This is a genomic window from Acinetobacter lwoffii (assembly GCF_022967985.1).
Taxonomy (GTDB): Bacteria; Pseudomonadota; Gammaproteobacteria; order Pseudomonadales; family Moraxellaceae; genus Acinetobacter.
On the sequence record NZ_JALJVC010000002.1, the window covers coordinates 151,831 to 170,686 of the forward strand.

The following is an 18,856-nucleotide window of genomic DNA, read 5'->3' on the forward strand; positions in this document are numbered from 1 at the left end:
GGTTTTGTAACTTTAATGCGTATTATTTTAACTGGGCCAAAATTTTGCCTGGGGGAGAGTATGCAGAAAAATAAAGGATTCACTTTAATTGAGCTGATGGTGACGATTGCGGTATTGGCAATTATGGCGACGATAGCTGCTCCTTCTTTTGGGGATTTGATTGCAAAACGACATTTAGATACCTCAATTCGTGAGCTGTCTTTGGTGTTAAGTGATGCGCGAGCACAAGCTACAACTTTAAGAAAAAATGTGACAGTAAAATTTGAAAGTGGAACAAACACAGCAGAAATTCTTTATTGGATACCCAAATATGACGATGTGGATTTGAATTCAAACGCCAATGATGTTGATTTTTCTGATGTTGCCTATAATTCAGTAGGTATTCCACGGCAGAGAACAAAAACAATTGATAATGAAAATTATGATAAAGATCAAACTACAGATCTAACCACCATACCACCCACTAATCCACCAACAGTGGAAGTTTTATTACCGCTTAAATTTGAGTTATGTAATTCAAAAATAAAACAAAGTCGCACTATTACACTTTCAATGAATGGCACCGTGGAAAAAATTGAATTAGGGGTGTGCTCATGAATAACATGAATACGCAAAAAGGTGTTGGCTTAATAGAGGTCTTGGTTGCCTTGTTATTGTTAGCCATAGGTATTCTAGGTTTTGTTGGGTTGCAATTAAGAGCAGTGGATGCAGCAAATGAGGCAACAGATCGAACCATTGCAATCAATATAGCGCGTGATTTAGCTGAAAGAATGCGAGTGAATAAATCGGAATTGGCTGAGTATAAAACGGCGATCAATGCGAAGACTAAAAAAGATGGTTGCGTTGGAAGTGTACAAAGCTATGTACCGAATTGCTCTAGCCAAGTTATGGCTCAGTTTGATGCGAGTCAGATTACGCAAAAGGCAGCAGAAGTGGGACATGTAGTTAAAATCAATAATTGTGTCGGTAGTAGCCTGAATTGTATTTATGTAGCTTGGGGTGACACCAATATAGAAAGTAATTTGAACGCTTGTATTGATTCTTCAACTGGGGCTTACGTAGCAAATTCTAAGTGTTTAGTTATGGAGGCTTTTTAAAATGAATTTAAATAAAAAGCTGTTTTTGTATTCTAAACAAGGTGGTTTCACACTTTTAGAGTTAATGATTGCACTCAGCTTAGGGCTTGTTGTTAGTGCAATTGCTATTCAGTTGGCTTTAACAGGGCAAAAAGGTGTATCTACTCAACAGGCACTTTCTGATTTGCAGAATGATTCACTTTTTGGCTTGGAAACATTTGTACGTGAAATACGTTTGGCTAACTTAAATGCGGTTGAGCCGATGATCAATGACAGGGTTCTGCACGGGGGAATAGTGTTGGACGCACGCAACTACACCCAAAAATTTAAAAATGGTGAGGATGGTAAACCTACTACAACTTTAGATATTACACTTAAAAATGCTTTGTCTGAGGGTGCGGTAAGTAATTCATCTAACTTAGTGGGGCAAGCTAGTGACCAATTGGTGATCCAATATAAAAACTCAATGGGAAATCAATTTGACTGTGAAGGTCGCCAAATTACGAAAGATGCTTATGTGGTGCAGCGTTATTTTTTAAGAAATGATAGCAATAGAAATGACCCGAATAAACCATTGGCTTTGGCATGTACAGCTGCTAGTTATACAGGAGATGAGCCAACGGAAATTGATTTGTCTGGTAATGGACAAATTATGATTCCTAGAGTGGATCACTTAAGCATTCAGTTGGTTGTTGCAAGAGATGGAATGAATAAGGCTTGTTCTGCTACTGCAGCAGCAGATGGGCAGTTGGATTGTTTTGGTCAAATTTCAATTGCCGATTATAAGAATCTTGCTGCTACAGAGAAACCACAGATTGTTGCAGTCAAAGTAGGGTTGTTGGTTCGCTCGAATAATACCGTGGGAAATAATGACTTGTTTAATGCCGATAAAGAATATCAAGTTTTGAATACCCGAGCGAAATTGAATCCACATGACAAAAATAAGTTGTATATGCGAAATGTAGTTACACAAACCATTGCGATACGTAATGGTTTTGGCATCGCGAAGTAAGGAGAGGGAAATGAATGTACTAAAAGTAAATCATAGACGCTCTCAAAATGGTTCAGTACTTATTGTTGTATTGGTAATGCTGATTGTGATTGCAATTGCGGGTACATGGGCAATTCGTTCCAGTATTACTTCTTTAAATATTTCAACGAATGCGCAGGCAAGTTCATTATTGGTTCAAAACAGTGATTCAGTATTTTTTACTTTAGAGAACAAAACCAGTAATGCTTTGCAATTTGCTCAAATGCGTATTGGTGATGGTATGTTGGCTTATGCGTTACGTCCTGAAAATAAAGGTAAAGAATTAGTATTTTGTGTGCGAGGTAATGTGACAGATAACTTTTCTGGAAGTCGTATTGCCAGTTCTGTGTATTGGCAGAATAAGAAAATTGTAAATACAGAATTGGGACAAAATGGTTTTTGTCAAACAACTCGTGGTGATTTTATTAGTGGTCGTCAAGCTGTAATGACTCAAGTCACTGTGCGTGCAGCAGATACGGATCGAGATTGGGAACACATGATGGAAGGCGATGACAAAGAAAGTTCAAAGAGTACGGGAATTCAGCACGTGGTGATTACGGCAACCTCTTTACTTCCAAATTTAAGTTCAGCCAGTGTTCAGCAGGTCAATAATTGTTTGAAAAATCACACCAGCTTTGTTGATCCTTTGGTTGATAACGATACCGTTACTGATTGTTTGGCAAGAAATAACGTTCCATATAGTACTCAAGATATGGAATACAGTTTGCGCACGCTAAAAGCTAGCTCGTAGGGGGATAGAAAATGAAGCAGCATCAGATTCAAAAAATTCAACAGCAGCAGTTGAAGCCTATAAGTAAATTCAAACTTGCGATATTAGCAGCTTCTATTACCTTTTTAATTGCTCAGACTGCGACTTCTTATGCGAGTGATATAGAAATCTATACTTCCAATAGCAGTTCAGCAGCGGGAGCTGTAATTGTGATGATGTTAGATACATCGGGCAGTATGGATTTGCATCAAGTAGGTGATGATGCATGTGATATACCTGATGGTGTTAGTACATCTAATGTTGTATTAAAGAAGGGTATAAATCATCCGGATGGCTATGGGTATAAAATTAATTATTGTGAAGTAGGAGCAGGGAAGGCCTACTTTTATAGGACAATAGTCGAATCAGTACAAACATCCGCAACAGGCTGTGGACGTAGAAATAGATCTCCATGCTATGAAGATCAGAATGTATGGTATCGATGCGGTGCTGTGAATGTAGGTAGCGTCTATAAAAATAAAGACTCATGTGCAGTAAGGATAGCAGCTCCGAGTATAACTGGTTATCAGCCGGAACTAGGAGGGTATAGAGATTCTTCAACTTATTATTATAAAAATACTGTTGCAACAAATATATACCTGGATAGAATTAGTCGGTTGAAAAATGCCCTGTACGCGTTGGCAGTAATGCCACTATATAATGATACAACAAAAACAGGCATTAAACCGAATGTACACATTGGGATAGGAACTTATCCATATTTAACATCTTCAGAGAATAACAAAAGGGGGTATATTCGTATACCAGTAGCTGAATGGGGAGATATTGGTTCAGCTCAGCGTCAAAAAGTAATAGACCTTGTTAAAAGTAATGAATTTAAAGGTGAAGGTGGGACACCTACATCAGCAGCTTATGCAGAAGCGGCTGCTTATCTCTTGGGTACAACCACTAGGGGCGGTAGTAGCAATAGTTATAGTGGAAGTAACTTAGCACCATCTAGTATTTATGCTGATGGAAAATATACATCACCAATCAATCAATGTACTGGAGATGGAATTTATTTCTTAACTGATGGTCAGCCACAAACAGATAAAGATTCAAATACTCAAACGATTATGCGAAGAGCATTATCATCCGGTACTTGGGTATTTGGAGATGGATTTAGTAATAATACAGGTGCGAATGATAATTATTCGTTTAAATCAGATTGGAAAGCTATAGGATCTTTTTCAAAACAATTAAATGATGTTACAGAATTAAAGCGTATTACAGGGTTAACCAAAGAAAAAGGAATTGCAACTGCCGTTGTTGGATTGGGTAAAGTTTTTGCTGATGCTGAAAATACAACAGATCAGGACGGTAAAAATGCATATGAATGGGGTCTGCATAGTTCTGCAGGCGGTAGTTTTGGTCAGGGTGGGTTTACTTCAGCTGATGATTCAGCACAAATTGTCGCCAGTTTAAACCGCTTTATTGAGGATCGAAGTGTTGATATTCCAAGTATTAGTACTGGCTCTTCAACTATTCCGTTAGATAGTCTAAATCCAGAAGTTGTACAGGGATATTCATACTTCCCTCAATTTGAACCTAAGGTGAAAGACTCTGATGTTAAGCAATTGTGGTTTGGTAATTTAAAGAAATACTATGTTGTTGATAATGGTATTTTTGCTGATGAAGCAGGAACTAAAAAAGTTGTTGTGAAGAAGAGTATTCTTGCAGATTTAAAAGATATTTGGTCTAAAGACAGCACAATGACTTACCCTTCTGGTACATCAACTTATAAAAAGTATGGTGTATTAGGTAAGTTAAAATATGGCATAGAAGAAGAAAAACCTGCACGTTATATATATACAGACTACTCGTTTGATGGAACAAAAGAAGAGGGTAGCCGTATTGCTCAAGACTTAAGTTTAATTCAAGTTAAACCAACATATACAACTAGCTCTAAGACAAAAACAGACGATCCTGAGCGTGTAAGAGCCTTAATGGCATTGTTAGGTTATCAAATACCGGCTAATGAATCTACGAATGGTTATGATCTGAGTAATGCAGCTCCAGTTGAAGTTTTGCGTCAAATGGGAAGCAGTTTACATTCTTTACCAGTGCTATTAACTCAGAGTGGTAAGGCAATAGCAAAACGTAATGAATCAGGGGGAGTCTATGTAGACAGTGAAGACCGTCAAGACTACATTTTGTTTGGGACAACTCAAGGCTTATTGCATGTGGTTGATGCAGATTCTGGTGAGGAAAAATTTAGCTTTTTACCGAAAGAGATGTTGGAAAAACAGTATGAATTACTGAAGGTGGGTGCAGGGAGTTGGAATAAAGGTAAAGCAGGTCTGTATTATGGTATCGATGGGGAGTGGACGGCACATACAGTATATGTAAGTAAAGATGATGGCACGCTTACTGTGGATGGTATTGCTAGAGATGTTGCAGGCTCTAACTCTAGTGAAAAAGAAAATTTAAAAGGAAAACAGTGGGTTTACGGTGGTTTAAGAATGGGTGGTCGGAGTTATTATGCCCTTGACTTAACAGACCTGGACAATTCAGTCGCAAAACCGAAAGTTAAGTTTCATATTGATCCAGCGAGCAGTAGTGTTAAACGTTTGACGTATGATAAGGATGGTAACCCTCAGTTATCAGAAAAAGTCTATGATGCCTTGGCCAACATGGGTCAAAGTTGGTCAAAACCTAAATTGGATTATGTTAACTGGAAAGGTGAGCGTAAGCTCGTTATGTTTGTAGGCGGCGGTTACGACGCTGGTGGTCCAGAGGGTGATGGTCTTTATGAAAATGGTGTTCGATCAGGCTATGGTGGATATGAATATCATGATTATAAACAGGCGCAAGTTTCATGTGCTGCGGGTAATTTAAAATGTAGTACTGATAGCCGTGGTTCCGGCGTATATATGTTTGATGCTAACAATGGTGATTTACTTTGGTATGCAGACTCTACTAATGGTGAAAATGGTATTGATCATGTTAAAAATGAAGACCTTAAATATAGTGTAGTAAGTGAAATTAAAACTATTGATCGAAATAATGATGGTGTAGTCGATCATATTTATTTTGGGGATTTAGCTGGTCAAGCTTTCCGTATTGATTTTAAAAATGCTGGGGGCTCTACTTTTGATTCACAAGTAACCAAAATTTTGAATTTACATAAAACAGATGGTAAAAGCCCTCGCTTTTATTATATGCCAACATTTACAGCACATCACAGTGCGGGGAAATTGGAAGGCGGTAATATAGTCGTTGCATCTTTTGTCTCAGGGAATAAAAGCTCACCATTATTGGCTACATCAGATTCTCCAACAGCAACAGGGCAGTCAAATTCAACAGGTCTGAGCTATGATGCTGTTTATGCGCTGTATGAATATGATATTCATCCAAATGGGTCTTACTATCCAGCGACACGAACAGCTGCTAAAACACTAGCGACCAGTGCTGAATCAGCAGCTGCAGCAACTCCTAATAAGACCAAGCTTAGATTGTTGACGGATATTATTAATAATAAAACAGCAACGGCTTCAAAAGGTGCAAAAATTGATCCATCAAGTGGCTGGGGAGGTTGGTATTATCCATTTAATAAAAACTTCACAGAAGCACAAAAAGAAGCCAGTACTGTTACAGTTAGCGAAGGCATAGTAAAAGGAATTACTCCATTGGTTGCAATGGAGGGAAATTTGTATGTAACTATGTATGATGCATCTGCTACAGGTACAACATCTTCATGCGGTGCTGGTGTAAAAGGTGATAGTTTTACACAGCGGTTATGCTTACCGACAGGTGTATGCCCTGAACAGGCTAGATATACCTATCATTTAGGTGCTGGTATTGTGGGTTTAAACGTTGGTCCAATGACTAGCTCTAAAGGGAATAAAGGGATTATTGTTCCAGATCCAGATCCAGATAATGTGAAATGTGTAGGTGCTGATTGTGCTACTATAGGTAACCGTTTTATTCCAGCAGGTGGTTCGTTGAAATTTATTCCACATCGTTGGTATGAACGCTATTCAACGAAGGAGTGAAAAGAATGAAATCTCCTTTTTCACAAAACAAGTCGCAGTTGGGTTTTACCTTAATTGAGTTGATGGTGGTTGTGGTGATTGTGGCGTTACTCGCTGCAATCGCTTTGCCAAGCTATCAGATTTATGTACAACGTTCACATTTGGCTCAAGCACAACAGGAAATGCAAAAGCTTGCTGAGCAATTGGAGCGACATAAAGCTAAGAACTTTAGTTATAAAGGTTTTGAGGCAAGTTATTTATATAGAGATAAAGATGGTGTTTTGAATTCAAACTTTGATACGGCTAAACAGCAAATTTCACTCCCTATTCATTCGACTAATCCTAGTTATAGATTAAGCATTATTGGTTTTTATACGGTCAGTGAGTTTGAGAAGGATGAAGAGGGGAATGTAACCAGTACCATCAAAGATCCTGAAATTAAAACGGATTTATTGAACAAAAAGATTGATTTTGATAAATCCTCACAGTCTGACATGTTTGCTATAGGAAGTAGCTGGGCAATAAAAGCAGAAAGTTTAGATCAAAAGAACTATGGTCTTTTATTAAATAGCTTGGGTGCCAAGTGTATGAATAAAAAAGATTATACGAAAGTAAGTTATACCTCATGTGGTAATGAGGGAGATGGAGCTGAATCATGGTAAAGCAAGGGTTTACGCTTATTGAATTGATGATTGTTGTTGTAATTATTGCAATATTGGCAGCCATCGCTTATCCCTCTTATCAACAATATAAAATCAAGATGAATCGAGCAGAAGCCCAATCAGAAATGATGTTCATTGCAGAAAGAATGAATGCTTATAAAGGGATGAATGGTTCTTTTTCGGGGGCAACAATTGCTCAAATATATGGATCAGCGGTTACACCGAAACAAGGTACTGCTTTGTATAGTTTAAGTTTTGATGCTGTTTTAACTAATACAACAAGTTGGACGTTAATTGCAAAGCCAATCACAGGAACCTTACAGGCTGGTGATGGGTGGGTGTGTTTGAATAATAAATCTGAAAAATACTGGGCGAAAGGAGCATCAAGTTGTGCATTATCGCCAAACTCCAACTGGGATGGTAAATAAATCCAAAATTGTAGCCAAACACTTTTTGATCTTTCATTCAGGGCAAAGTTCAAGTAAAATACTGCCCTCTATGAAAGGGGTTTGAGCTGTATCGATGGTCGGTACAAGGATAATCCGTAAAAACTATAAGGTTCTATCATGGTTGTTATTCGTCTTGCACGCGGTGGTGCTAAAAAACGTCCGTTCTATCAAATCATTGTGACTGATAGCCGTAATGCACGTGACGGTCGTTTCATCGAACGTATCGGTTTCTTCAACCCTACAGCCCAAGGTAAAGCAGAAAAACTTCGTTTAGATGCTGACCGTTTTGCTCACTGGGTTTCTCAAGGTGCTCAACCTTCTGATCGTGTTGCTTCTTTAGCTGCTCAAGCTAAGAAAGCTGCAGTTGCTGCATAATTTTTATATAAATTAGGTAGTAGCTTGCCCATGACACCAACACAGAATGTTCCCGAAGATCGTATTCAGATTGGACAGTTGCGTTCAGCATATGGATTAAATGGGTGGCTCTGGGTCTATTCCAATACAGAACCTATGAGCAACATATTTGACTATCTGCCTTGGTACATTGAGACCAAAGCAGGTTGGCAAATTGTCGATGTAAAACGTTGGAAACCACATGGTAAAGGCCTGGTTGTTTCGCTGAAAGGTGTGAGTGATCGCACTGCTGCAGACGAACTGGTTGGCTCCAATGTCTGGATCTCTAAATCGCAACTGCCTCAAGCTGGTGTAGATGAGTATTATTGGTCTGATTTAAAAGGTCTAACTGTGTTAGGTCTGGACGATCAGGAACAAGAAATCAATCTCGGTCAAATTTTTGAGCTGTTTGAAACAGGTGCTAACGATGTGATGGTGGTTCGCGCAACTGCCGACAGCATCGATGGCGAAGAGCGAATGATTCCATGGCATAAAGATGTGGTGCAACGCGTTGATCTTGAAGCTGGTCGTATCTACGTCAATTGGGGCGTAGATTACTAAGAATTTTTCGGAAATAAGGGAGTCTGCGATGTTCTTTGCAGTCATTACGCTTTTTCCTGAAATGTTTGAAGCGATTACAGCCTATGGTATTAGCGGGCGCGCAGCAAAACGTGAATTGATGCAAGTTCATTGTATCAATCCTCGCGATTATGCGACGGGCAACTATAAACGGGTGGATGAGCGTCCATTCGGTGGTGGTCCGGGTATGGTGATGATGGCTGAGCCTCTGGCAAAAGCAATCCAGCATGCCAAAGAGCTTGCAACGCAAGCGGGTGCAGTTCAGGTTCCTGTGGTGTATATGTCACCGCAAGGACAGACCTTAAACGAAACTGCGGTACAGGATTTTGTCAAATATGACGGAATCATTGTACTGTGCGGACGTTATGAAGGCGTTGATGAGCGTTTGATCCAGCAATATGTTGATCAGGAATGGTCAATTGGAGATTACGTGTTGTCAGGTGGTGAACTTCCTGCGATGGTTTTATTGGACAGTATTATCCGGAGACTTCCGGGTGCCATGTCTGATGAACAATCACACGTGCAAGACTCATTTGTGGATGGTCTGCTAGATTGCCCACAATATACCAAGCCAGATCATTTTGAAGGTTTGGATGTGCCTGAGGTGTTAAAGTCCGGGCATCATGCCAATATTGAAAAATGGCGGTTTTTGCAGCGATATCAGCGTACACTTGAACGCCGCCCAGAGTTGGTGGAAAAAGTCGAGCTGACCAAGCTGCAAAAAAAATGGCTGAAAGATTTGTAAGATATTGATGAGTAATCATTTCTGTCTTCAAGCCAGTACTTAAAATGATTTAAGTATTCTTTAATAGGCTCTTTATGGTTGAGATGGTCAACTATAAAGGGAAAGATAATCGGGTGTATGCGCTTTAGCCTCTATACCCAGCGATGATCAGACCTCTTCTGACTCGCACATATTGGAGATACCCCATGAGCGGTAAGCATCCTTTAGTTCAAGTAATTGAAAACGCACAATTGAAACAAAACATCCCTGCTTTTGCACCAGGTGATACAGTTATTGTTCAAGTTAAAGTAAAAGAAGGCGACCGTGAGCGTTTACAGGCGTTCGAAGGCGTTGTAATTGCTAAGAAAAACCGTGGTTTGAACTCTGCGTTCACAGTACGTAAAATTTCTAGCGGTGTTGGCGTTGAGCGTGTATTCCAAACTCACTCTCCAATCGTTGCTGGTATCGAAGTGAAACGTCGTGGTGACGTTCGTCGTGCTAAACTTTACTACCTACGTGAATTGTCTGGTAAAGCTGCACGTATTCGTGAAAAATTACCAGCTCGTAAAACTAAAGCTTAATTTTAAGCTTTATACGAGTGAAAAAATGCGCCTTTGGGCGCATTTTTTATGCCTGATTTTTATTTGGATTTATTCGAAATGTTCCTGCAAAGGCAAGATCATGGCATCCAAAATATCCAAGAAAATTTTATGAATAAACATCAGGAATAATACAAAATATCCCCAAGACTGGAATCCTGCATTAAAAAGTTGAATGCAAATAAAACATTGTGTGATAGCCAGTAAAATACTGATCCATACATTTGCGATAATATGTCGATGACAAGAGGGACAATAATAAGGCTCATATTTTTTAAATTGAAAAGGATTAATCACTTTTCGTTTGCAACAGGGGCAGGTTCTTTTAAATCTGTTTTTGATTTCTATAGAAGGTATCTGCATTTATTTTATTTCACAGTTCTTTTTATATTTGATGAATATTTTATATGCAGTTTAATCATGATTAACAAGTAAATTTCAAGAAAAAATTTGGAGAAAAATAAGATAGAAAAAGCCTCTGGATGAATAGAGGCTTGTGTAGCTCTATAAACCTTGCAGTTTTAAGCGGTTGGCATGCTGGCGATAAACATCGACTGGGTCTGGAGCAAAGACATTTCTTAACCCGAGTAACTGGTTCACTTCATCCAGGTGGTTCCAGTTGTAGTTATCCCGAATGGTTTTACCGAATTTGGCACTACAGCGGGAGACCAGACCATCATTTTCCTTGCCGCCATCAATGAGTAGGGCTGTAACTTTGAGTGCTGAATCAGGATCGAGCGGGTTGGTGACTTGGCCTACACCTGTGAATGAATAGTTGTAGATACCTTTTTGTTGATATGCACCTTCACCACAGGTGGTAGTCGGCATACCCAGCGGATATTTCTGGTTGAATTGCGCAGATCCTGCCAGGGTCAGGCTGCGACCACCAGCCAGAGAATCATGCGGGAAACTGTTCGGATCCAGACCTTGTGCCCAGGTGATGGCCTTAGACACCAGGTTAATGCCACCCACTAAAGGTCCTTGTATCGGTGTGCCTTCTGCTTGTAGGATCAGGTCTGCAACCGGGGAACCCTTATGCGGAGCACCGACGGAAGTCAGGGAAGCAACTATTCCATTCCCTGCACCTGCGACATAACGAATGGTCGGGCCGCCATGGGAATGACCGATCAGATTGACTTTCTTTGCACCGGTAATGGCCAGAATTTCATTTACTTGCTCTAAAAGTTGCTCACCACGAATTTCCGATGAGTTAAAAGGCGAGACACGTGTTGCCCAAACATTGCCGCCATTACGCGCCAGATCCGGTAAAATCTGATACCAGTAATCCAGTCCAAACTGGTCAGTACCGATCCGGATAAAGCCTGCCATGCCATGTGCAAATACAATCGGGTATTGTGTTTTTGCATAATTGGACACGACAAATCTGGATTCTGCTTGCTGTAAATTGGAAGCCTGTACATATTGGCCCGTAAATAATGCGCAGCATAAGGTTATAAAATGCGTTTTAATTTTCATAAAGTTCCATTTTGGCGGTTTAAAAATTAAAAAATCCCTGCACATTGTAATGACAGGGATGAGGTTGAATTACAGGCCTTGCAATTTGAGCCGGTTGGCATGTTGCCGATAAACATCGACTGGGTCTGGAGCAAAGACATTTTTTAATCCGAGTAACTGGTTCACTTCATCCAGGTGGTTCCAGTTGTAGTTATCCCGAATGGTTTTACCGAATTTGGCACTACAGCGGGAGACCAGACCATCATTTTCCTTGCCGCCATCAATGAGTAGAGCTGTAACTGTCAAGGCTGAATCAGGATCGAGCGGATTGGTGACTTGACCTATACCGGTAAATGAATAATGACGAATATCACCGTCTTTTTCCTTACCTTCACCGCAGGCGGTGGTTGGCATACCGAGCGGATATTTCTGGTTGAATTGAGCGGATCCTGCTAGGGTCAGACTGCGACCACCAGCCAGAGAATCATGTGGGAAACTGCTCGGATCCAGACCTTGTGCCCAGGTGATGGCCTTAGACACCAGGTTGATACCACCGACTAAAGGCCCTTGTATCGGTGTACCTTCTGCTTGCAGGATCAGGTCTCCAACCGGGGAGCCCTTATGCGGAGCACCGACAGAAGTCAGGGAAGCGACTATTCCATTCCCTGCACCTGCGACATAACGAATGGTCGGGCCGCCATGCGAATGACCGATCAGATTGACTTTCTTTGCACCGGTAATGGCCAGAATTTCATTTACCTGCTCTAAAAGTTGCTCACCCCGAATTTCCGATGAGTTAAAAGGCGAGACACGTGTTGCCCAGACATTACCGCCATTACGCGCCAGATCCGGTAAAATCTGATACCAGTAATCCAGTCCAAACTGGTCAGTACCGATCCGGATGAAACCCGCCATACCATGTGCAAAGACAATCGGATATTGGGTCTTGGCATATTGTGAACTGGCTTTTGCTGTGACCTGACTGGCCTGGGTGGATGCCTGGGTGCTGAGACATGTACCCGCCAGCAGCAGGCCGGTGATTAATATTCCGAATTTCATTATATTTTCCTCACTTTTGTTGTTTTAACGGGATGATCCTCATCCAGTCGCCTAAAGTTCCCCTATGTAGCAGGGACTCAGTTTCCTAAGTTTTTTTAATTAATAAAGATGATCTATTCATAAAATAAGTGATTTATAAGCCTTGCAGCTTGAGCCGGTTGGCATGTTGGCGATACAGTGCGACCGGATCCTGCGCGAAAGGACCCAAAATGCCAAAAAACTGGTTTACTTCATCAAAGTGGTTATGGGCATAGTCCTGACGAATGATTTGGCCATAACGTCCGCTACACAGCGGCAGAGCACCATCATTGGCTTCTCCTTTCAAGAAACTGCTACCTAAAGTCACGACTGTAGACTCAATTACATCCAAGGAATTAGTTGCCTGCCGGTTGCCCATCCAGGAATAGTGGTAAATTCGATTTGGCGTGAGTTTGCTGCCCTGAGATTGACAGTCTTTGGGAATGGCAGAGGAGCCATATTTCATATTGAAAGCCTGAATCGCCTCTGGGTTCATAGCTTCCAGTGCTTCGATCATACTGACCGGATACTGGTTAGCTGTAACCAGATTCATGCTATGTCCCAGAATTGTACCGATGGCATGGATAAAGGGTGCAAGGAGGAGTGTCTGGCTGGCATTGACAAAAACTGGTGTGCCTTGCATAGCGCCCGCAATAGCGGTTAAGGAGGCAGCTTTATGTGGCGCAACGCCCTCGATATATTGAATCGTTGGGCCACCTTGGCTATGCCCAATCAGATTGACTTTCTTCTGACCAGTTAATGCCAGTACTTCATCAATTTGCATCAAGAGCTGTTCACCGCGGAGTTCATTGGACGCAACAGCAGACAATTCGGCAGAAAATACCCGTGCACCATGCCGGCTCAGGTCTTGGGGAATCTGATACCAGTAATCCAGACCGATGCTCTCCGTTCCAATCCGGTTAAAACCCAGACCAAAACCATGAACAAAGACCATCGGATATTTTGTCCTGGCATAACTTGAGAGGACAAAATTGCTTTTATATTGCTGTAATGCCGCGGCTTGCACAGGACCAGTTACTAGGGAAACCAGTAGCAAAAAGCTTAAGTAAGATATTATTTTTTTCATTGCAGCTTCCCGATCACGGATAGGTCAAATAAAAAATAATCAGAAAAAAGCCTATATCTCAGCTGAAATATAGGCACTCTGGGGTTATAAACCTTCTAATTTGAGCCGGTTGGCATGCTGGCGATAGAGGGCGACCGGATCGGGTGCAAACATCCCCTTCAGACCAAACATCATGTTGGCCAGGTCAGTATGATTGAGTTTGTACTGGTCATGAATCACCTTGCCCATGAACGCACTACAACGTGACACCATGCCGTCATTGTCTTTACTGCCATAAGATAAAGGGCCGAGCTGCATCAGGATCGTGTCAATATCCAGTGCATTGGTGGCTTGGGCCACACCCGTCCATGAATAATAATGGATGCCTTTACTGTCTTTCTGCTTTAAATTTTTATTGCAGTTTTCTGTGGATGCCAATACACCATCTTTGACCACCTGCTGCGCCACTGTGGCATTAAAAGTATTTGAGCCGGTCTGGGTCAGGGATTTCATGGAAGCATCAAAATCAATTTCCAGTTCAGGTTTAAACTGGCCTAATGCAATCAATGGACCAATAATATAATCACCTAAAATGTTAAAGGCAGTACGGGTCAGGCGATTATTTTGAATATCATCTGCCACTTTGGAGCCATGGTAGGTTCCTGCAACGCCAGTGATAGACGAAATATACTGCGGCTGGGTCGCTGCGACATACAGTACTGTCGGTCCGCCATGAGAGTGACCAATCAAATTCAGTTTTTGCTTGCCGGTAATTGCCAGAACCTCTTCAACCTGTTGAACCAGTTGTTCACCGCGATGCGCCGTTGTATTTGCCAGAGACAATTGTGCCGCAAAGACGGTAGAGCCATTACGTGCCATATCTGGCAGAATCTGATACCAGTAATCCAGCCCGATACTATCGGTGCCAATGCGTGACCAGCCTAGCCAGCCATGCACCATCAAGATCGGATATTTGGTCTTGGCATAGTCAGACCGGGTCTTTTCGATGACTTGTGTTGCACTCGCTGCAGCCTGAGTATGTGCAGAAAAACTGAATCCCAGAGTTGTCGCTAAAGCCACAGTCAGTAACTGGGCTATCTTGCTGAAAGTATGCATAGCTGTCCCTTTTTAATTTTATCGTTATTCAAGCAATCATTGCTTTTTGTAGAGTGTTGCAAACCACAAAATCAGACGATGAAAATACAGGTCCGGCTTTCAGTGGCTAAGCAAATTTTATTTTTAAAAGGGGTATTTTTTCATTTCAAAGCGTTTAAACCATGTCATTTGGGGACATGCAGGACGGGAGGGGTTTACATTGTAAATATATGTTTTATCTACACATGTATTTAAATAAAAAGTCTTTGAAATAATTAAAATTTGTCTAAGTTATTTTGTGTAAATTCGAAATATTTTGAAACAACTATAAAAGATCATTTTGAGAAAAAATATAAAGTTAGCAAAAGGGCATTTATAAAAAAGCCATCAACAGGTGATGGCTTTTGGGCTTAGTCAGCAAAGGGCAGCTTGGCTCCCTGATCATGAACCTGTTCAAAGGTTTCTACCCGGAGTTGTTCTTGCGGTGTATTAAAATGTTTACTGCGAAGCTGGGCAATGGCTTGCTGTTTGGCGGTATCTGACATGCCGGACTGGGTAATCTGATCCCGTTCATCTAAATAGCCCGTCACCCGGTTTTTCCAGTCGCTGCGTTGTACATCCAGTTGTTCCAGACGCTGTGTGGCTTCAGGGCCGACTAGATTAATCCGCATCTGCCGGATTTCATCGCTGGAACCGCCACGAGCCTTAATATTAGCGGTTAGTTTGCGCAGATCTTCCAGTTTATTCAGTTGTTCCAGATTTTCCTGCCAGTCCTGTGGGAGCTGTTGAAACAGTGCTTTGAGCTTTTGGGCTTTTTCAGTCTCAGTCAAGCTTTTGTCTGCCAATACGCTCATCCGGTCCAGGGTATATTCATGATAGGCATCTTCTGTGCCAAACAAGCCTTCAATTTCATACTTGGAAAAGTACTGCTGGCGCAAATTCTGGGTACTGTTATGGATGCTACGATAATAGGCAGGATCTTCCTGATTCAGCCCAGTCGGTGCAGTGAGCTGGCCCAAACCCTGACGATACTGGATATAACGATCCCATAAATCCAGAATTTGCGAGAGTGCTGGTTCTTTATGATTCTGGCGAATATAGGCTTTAAAATCCTGCTGGATCTGCTGCAGATTTTTTTCGCCAAACTGAGTAATAAAATATTCAAAACAGTTGCGGGTCTGTTCATTCACGATCAGACGGTTGCTGGCATCTAACTGCATCTGACAATTAATTTCGGTATCTTGCTGGCTGGCACTGGGGAAGGCTGCATTGGCAGGGCCATTGACCAAGAGTGCGGTTTGCTCTGCCTGAGTTTCAGTAAAAGGTGTTTTTGTCCCGGTATCCGCCTGGTTATTTTCTTTTGGAGACAGCCATAAGATCAGCGTGAGAATGCACAGCACCAGCAACGCCAGAATGATCCATATTTTATATTTCTGCATATCCTATGCACCTATTTTCTCGTTGTTTCATTATTTTTAGATGTTCAAGCTTTTAGATATTAAAGCCGGCTCAATATGCCATAAAAATCATTAGAGACTATAGAAAAGTTGTAAATCATCTCGCAGGGTTTTACCATGGCGCCAATTTATAAAATGTCTGATTTTTTGCCATGAAAGCATCATCTCCTAAAATTCAGCGTCGTCATCTTAGTGGTGTCTTCCTGCTTAATAAGCCTTTGGGTATCAGCTCTAATGCCGCATTGCAAAGAGTCCGCTGGTTGTACCGTGCACAAAAAGCCGGCCATACCGGTGCGCTGGATCCGCTGGCATCCGGTTTATTGCCCGTGTGTTTGGGGGAGGCGACCAAGTTTTCGCATTATTTATTAGATTCGGTCAAGCGTTATCAGACGACCGTATTTTTGGGGCATAGTACCACCACGGGCGATGTCGAAGGTGAGGTGCTTCTGGAAAAAGCGGTTCCTGAACTCTCGGAAGCCTTGATTCAGGACACATTGGCACAGTTTATCGGGGATATCCAGCAAGTGCCGCCGATGTATTCTGCCTTGAAAAAAGAAGGCCGTCCTTTATACGAACTGGCGCGCAAAGGTATCGAGATTGAACGTGAAGCGCGTCCAATTACGATTTTAGCGATTGAGTTTTTGTCCTTTACGGAGAACAGTATCACGCTGGATATTACCTGTTCTAAAGGCACTTATATCCGGGTTTTGGGGGAAGATATTGCCAAAGCGCTGGGAACTTATGGCCATCTGACTTATCTGCACCGCATCAAAACCGGCCATTTTGATTTGATTCCGAGTTATACCATTGAATATCTGGAGAGCCTGAGCGAAGCAGAGCGTGATGCACTGTTGTTGCCAGCCTATGCACCGGTTGATCATTTTCCAAAAGTGCAGGTACCCGAAGGTCGTGCAGAATATTTTAGCCGCGGCATGGAAAGCAATATCGAACATGAAGCAGCTGAACAGGTGCTGGTTTTTGATGGAGATAAATGTCTGGGGCTGGCAGAAATTACTGATAAAAAACGTCTGGTACCCAAACGCGTCCTGAACCTCTAATCGAGTCAATATATGGAAATTGAGATCATCATCAGTCTGGTTGTCTTTGCATTTTTTGCAGGGGCGATTGATGCTGCCGTGGGCGGTGGTGGTCTGATCCAGATCCCGGCAATTATGGGGAGTTTACCGCATTTACAGCCTGCTACGGTCTTTGGCACCAATAAACTCGCGTCCATTTGTGGTACCGCTTCAGCGGCATTTTCCTATCTGCGTCAGGTAAAACTGCCCTGGTTGCTCTTAGGCGTGATTGCACTATGCAGTTTTGTCAGTTCTTTTATTGGTGCAGCCAGTGTTACGCTAATTCCAGTCGAGATCCTTAAGCCTTTTGTGCTGGTCATGTTGATCGTGATCGCAATCTATACCTTAATGAAAAAACAGTTTGGCCAAGTGCATACCGAACAAAAACTGAATCGGAAAATGCTGATTCTGGCCGCTTTGGGCAGTCTGGCGATAGGCTTTTATGATGGTATCTTTGGTCCGGGCACCGGCAGTTTCTTTATTTTCTTTTTTATTCGCTATTTAAGCGTCGACTTCCTGCATGCGTCGGCTTTGTCGAAAATTGCCAATTTCACCACCAACCTGGCCGCCTTAAGCTTTTTTATCCCTAGTGGCAATGTGCTGTTTATGGTCGGGACAATGATGGCGGTAGCCAATATTTGTGGTTCCTTGGTCGGGGTGCGTTTGGCATTTAAATATGGCAGTGGTTTTATCCGGATTTTATTCCTGATTCTGGTCAGTCTGCTGATTTGCCGGATGGCATACCAGATGTTTTTTTAGATCTAAACCCGATGTAAATCATTCTCGATATTAAAATTTCTTAACAAATCACTGTATAAACTGTGTCTGAACCTGTTCTGAAAATCTTCTAGAATCAATGATATGAAAAATAAAACAATCGGAGAAATATCGGAATGACGACTATTTTTGAAGCATTAAGAGAGAGTCATGAGATTCAGCGTGATCTTGCAGAAAAACTATTACAGACTTCCGGGGATACACCAGAACGCCGTGAGCTGTTCAAGCAACTGAAAAATGAATTATTTGCGCATGAAGCTGCGGAAGACCGTTATTTTTATATTCCCTTGATGATGACTGATTCAGGCCTGAATATTACCCGCCATGCCTTGGCCGAACATCATGAAATGGATGAAATGATCGAGGAACTGACCGCAACTGAATTGAGTAATCCGGGCTGGATTGCCATGGCCAAAAAACTTTCCGAAAAGGTGCATCATCACTTAAAAGAAGAGGAACATGGTTTCTTCCAGCAGGCCGGTAAAATTCTGGATGAAAAGCAGAAGACCGCTTTGGCAGTGCAGTACCAGAATGAATACCAGCGTTATAAAGACATGAAAAAAGATATGCTAGTACAAAGCTAAGCTTTAAATTCAAG

Annotated in this window: 19 protein-coding genes; 14 read left to right on the top strand and 5 right to left on the bottom strand. The window is 41.7% G+C overall.

The annotated features are described in order from the left end of the window. Positions 1-60 precede the first annotated feature (60 nt). The 11 genes from MWG72_RS02150 (at position 61) to rplS (ending at position 10,237) form a co-directional block, all read left to right on the top strand. On the top strand, positions 61-597 hold the full coding sequence (locus tag MWG72_RS02150) for a pilus assembly FimT family protein (RefSeq protein WP_247143133.1): 537 nt from the start codon (positions 61-63) through the stop codon (positions 595-597). Continuing rightward, entirely contained in the window at positions 594-1,097 is a 504-nt protein-coding gene (pilV, locus tag MWG72_RS02155) for a type IV pilus modification protein PilV (RefSeq protein WP_005248333.1), read from the top strand. The genes MWG72_RS02150 and pilV overlap by 4 nt, the downstream gene beginning before the upstream one ends. A gap of 1 nt (position 1,098) precedes the next feature. Then, positions 1,099-2,088, top strand: a complete 990-nt coding sequence (locus MWG72_RS02160) for a PilW family protein (protein WP_005248317.1) — start codon at positions 1,099-1,101, stop codon at positions 2,086-2,088. A gap of 10 nt (positions 2,089-2,098) precedes the next feature. Beyond that, positions 2,099-2,857, top strand: coding sequence for a pilus assembly PilX family protein (locus MWG72_RS02165; RefSeq protein WP_005248315.1), 759 nt, complete (start codon positions 2,099-2,101; stop codon positions 2,855-2,857). Between the two features lie 11 nt (positions 2,858-2,868). Continuing rightward, on the top strand, positions 2,869-6,870 hold the full coding sequence (locus tag MWG72_RS02170) for a pilus assembly protein (RefSeq protein ID WP_247143134.1): 4,002 nt from the start codon (positions 2,869-2,871) through the stop codon (positions 6,868-6,870). Positions 6,871-6,875: 5 nt separating this feature from the next. Beyond that, positions 6,876-7,511 carry a type IV pilin protein gene (locus tag MWG72_RS15510; protein WP_005248313.1) on the top strand — a complete coding sequence of 212 codons (636 nt, stop codon included), beginning with the start codon at positions 6,876-6,878 and terminating at the stop codon, positions 7,509-7,511. Beyond that, positions 7,505-7,939 (top strand): type IV pilin protein, encoded by a 435-nt coding sequence (locus MWG72_RS02180; RefSeq protein ID WP_005248312.1) that lies wholly within the window; start codon positions 7,505-7,507, stop codon positions 7,937-7,939. The genes MWG72_RS15510 and MWG72_RS02180 overlap by 7 nt, the downstream gene beginning before the upstream one ends. Before the next feature lie 138 nt (positions 7,940-8,077). Continuing rightward, positions 8,078-8,335: a 30S ribosomal protein S16 gene (gene rpsP / locus MWG72_RS02185; RefSeq protein ID WP_004281198.1), complete on the top strand. Its 258-nt coding sequence runs from the start codon at positions 8,078-8,080 to the stop codon at positions 8,333-8,335. A 30-nt stretch (positions 8,336-8,365) separates the two neighbouring features. Then, positions 8,366-8,914 (top strand): ribosome maturation factor RimM, encoded by a 549-nt coding sequence (gene rimM, locus MWG72_RS02190; RefSeq protein WP_247143135.1) that lies wholly within the window; start codon positions 8,366-8,368, stop codon positions 8,912-8,914. 28 nt (positions 8,915-8,942) lie between these two features. Beyond that, a complete protein-coding gene (trmD, locus tag MWG72_RS02195; protein WP_247143136.1) occupies positions 8,943-9,677 on the top strand; it encodes a tRNA (guanosine(37)-N1)-methyltransferase TrmD in 735 nt (244 codons plus the stop codon). A gap of 185 nt (positions 9,678-9,862) precedes the next feature. Beyond that, entirely contained in the window at positions 9,863-10,237 is a 375-nt protein-coding gene (rplS, locus tag MWG72_RS02200; RefSeq protein WP_004281205.1) for a 50S ribosomal protein L19, read from the top strand. A gap of 522 nt (positions 10,238-10,759) precedes the next feature. Here rplS and MWG72_RS02205 read toward each other — a convergent pair. The 5 genes from MWG72_RS02205 to MWG72_RS02225 all read right to left on the bottom strand — a co-directional run bounded on the left by MWG72_RS02205 (position 10,760) and on the right by MWG72_RS02225 (position 16,387). Then, entirely contained in the window at positions 10,760-11,731 is a 972-nt protein-coding gene (locus MWG72_RS02205; RefSeq protein ID WP_247143137.1) for an esterase/lipase family protein, read from the bottom strand. A 69-nt stretch (positions 11,732-11,800) separates the two neighbouring features. Continuing rightward, on the bottom strand, positions 11,801-12,769 hold the full coding sequence (locus MWG72_RS02210) for an esterase/lipase family protein (RefSeq protein WP_247143138.1): 969 nt from the start codon (positions 12,767-12,769) through the stop codon (positions 11,801-11,803). A 133-nt stretch (positions 12,770-12,902) separates the two neighbouring features. Continuing rightward, complete coding sequence (locus tag MWG72_RS02215; RefSeq protein WP_247143139.1) at positions 12,903-13,874, bottom strand: esterase/lipase family protein; 972 nt, start codon at positions 13,872-13,874, stop codon at positions 12,903-12,905. 84 nt (positions 13,875-13,958) lie between these two features. Continuing rightward, the gene (locus MWG72_RS02220; protein ID WP_247143140.1) at positions 13,959-14,969 is read right to left on the bottom strand and encodes an esterase/lipase family protein; all 1,011 of its coding nucleotides are present in this window, start codon (positions 14,967-14,969) and stop codon (positions 13,959-13,961) included. A gap of 389 nt (positions 14,970-15,358) precedes the next feature. Further along, the gene (locus tag MWG72_RS02225; RefSeq protein WP_247143141.1) at positions 15,359-16,387 is read right to left on the bottom strand and encodes a lipase secretion chaperone; all 1,029 of its coding nucleotides are present in this window, start codon (positions 16,385-16,387) and stop codon (positions 15,359-15,361) included. 170 nt (positions 16,388-16,557) lie between these two features. Here MWG72_RS02225 and truB point away from each other — a divergent pair, with 170 nt between their 5' ends. From truB to MWG72_RS02240, 3 genes are all read left to right on the top strand, one after another. Continuing rightward, positions 16,558-17,463 carry a tRNA pseudouridine(55) synthase TruB gene (gene truB, locus MWG72_RS02230; RefSeq protein WP_180086831.1) on the top strand — a complete coding sequence of 302 codons (906 nt, stop codon included), beginning with the start codon at positions 16,558-16,560 and terminating at the stop codon, positions 17,461-17,463. A gap of 12 nt (positions 17,464-17,475) precedes the next feature. Then, positions 17,476-18,240, top strand: coding sequence for a sulfite exporter TauE/SafE family protein (locus tag MWG72_RS02235; protein WP_005248297.1), 765 nt, complete (start codon positions 17,476-17,478; stop codon positions 18,238-18,240). Between the two features lie 134 nt (positions 18,241-18,374). Next, positions 18,375-18,842 (top strand): hemerythrin domain-containing protein, encoded by a 468-nt coding sequence (locus tag MWG72_RS02240; RefSeq protein WP_005248295.1) that lies wholly within the window; start codon positions 18,375-18,377, stop codon positions 18,840-18,842. Positions 18,843-18,856: the final 14 nt, after the last annotated feature.

Excerpts from the sequence above, each read along its gene's own strand:
- MWG72_RS02150 (WP_247143133.1), top strand. The coding sequence starts at position 61 with ATGCAGAAAAATAAAGGATTCACTTTAATTGAGCTGATGGTGACGATT.
- pilV (WP_005248333.1), top strand. The coding sequence starts at position 594 with ATGAATAACATGAATACGCAAAAAGGTGTTGGCTTAATAGAGGTCTTG.
- MWG72_RS02160 (WP_005248317.1), top strand. The coding sequence starts at position 1,099 with ATGAATTTAAATAAAAAGCTGTTTTTGTATTCTAAACAAGGTGGTTTC.
- MWG72_RS02165 (WP_005248315.1), top strand. The coding sequence starts at position 2,099 with ATGAATGTACTAAAAGTAAATCATAGACGCTCTCAAAATGGTTCAGTA.
- MWG72_RS02170 (WP_247143134.1), top strand. The coding sequence starts at position 2,869 with ATGAAGCAGCATCAGATTCAAAAAATTCAACAGCAGCAGTTGAAGCCT.
- MWG72_RS15510 (WP_005248313.1), top strand. The coding sequence starts at position 6,876 with ATGAAATCTCCTTTTTCACAAAACAAGTCGCAGTTGGGTTTTACCTTA.
- MWG72_RS02180 (WP_005248312.1), top strand. The coding sequence starts at position 7,505 with ATGGTAAAGCAAGGGTTTACGCTTATTGAATTGATGATTGTTGTTGTA.
- rpsP (WP_004281198.1), top strand. The coding sequence starts at position 8,078 with ATGGTTGTTATTCGTCTTGCACGCGGTGGTGCTAAAAAACGTCCGTTC.
- rimM (WP_247143135.1), top strand. The coding sequence starts at position 8,366 with ATGACACCAACACAGAATGTTCCCGAAGATCGTATTCAGATTGGACAG.
- trmD (WP_247143136.1), top strand. The coding sequence starts at position 8,943 with ATGTTCTTTGCAGTCATTACGCTTTTTCCTGAAATGTTTGAAGCGATT.
- rplS (WP_004281205.1), top strand. The coding sequence starts at position 9,863 with ATGAGCGGTAAGCATCCTTTAGTTCAAGTAATTGAAAACGCACAATTG.
- MWG72_RS02205 (WP_247143137.1), bottom strand. The coding sequence starts at position 11,731 with ATGAAAATTAAAACGCATTTTATAACCTTATGCTGCGCATTATTTACG.
- MWG72_RS02210 (WP_247143138.1), bottom strand. The coding sequence starts at position 12,769 with ATGAAATTCGGAATATTAATCACCGGCCTGCTGCTGGCGGGTACATGT.
- MWG72_RS02215 (WP_247143139.1), bottom strand. The coding sequence starts at position 13,874 with ATGAAAAAAATAATATCTTACTTAAGCTTTTTGCTACTGGTTTCCCTA.
- MWG72_RS02220 (WP_247143140.1), bottom strand. The coding sequence starts at position 14,969 with ATGCATACTTTCAGCAAGATAGCCCAGTTACTGACTGTGGCTTTAGCG.
- MWG72_RS02225 (WP_247143141.1), bottom strand. The coding sequence starts at position 16,387 with ATGCAGAAATATAAAATATGGATCATTCTGGCGTTGCTGGTGCTGTGC.
- truB (WP_180086831.1), top strand. The coding sequence starts at position 16,558 with ATGAAAGCATCATCTCCTAAAATTCAGCGTCGTCATCTTAGTGGTGTC.
- MWG72_RS02235 (WP_005248297.1), top strand. The coding sequence starts at position 17,476 with ATGGAAATTGAGATCATCATCAGTCTGGTTGTCTTTGCATTTTTTGCA.
- MWG72_RS02240 (WP_005248295.1), top strand. The coding sequence starts at position 18,375 with ATGACGACTATTTTTGAAGCATTAAGAGAGAGTCATGAGATTCAGCGT.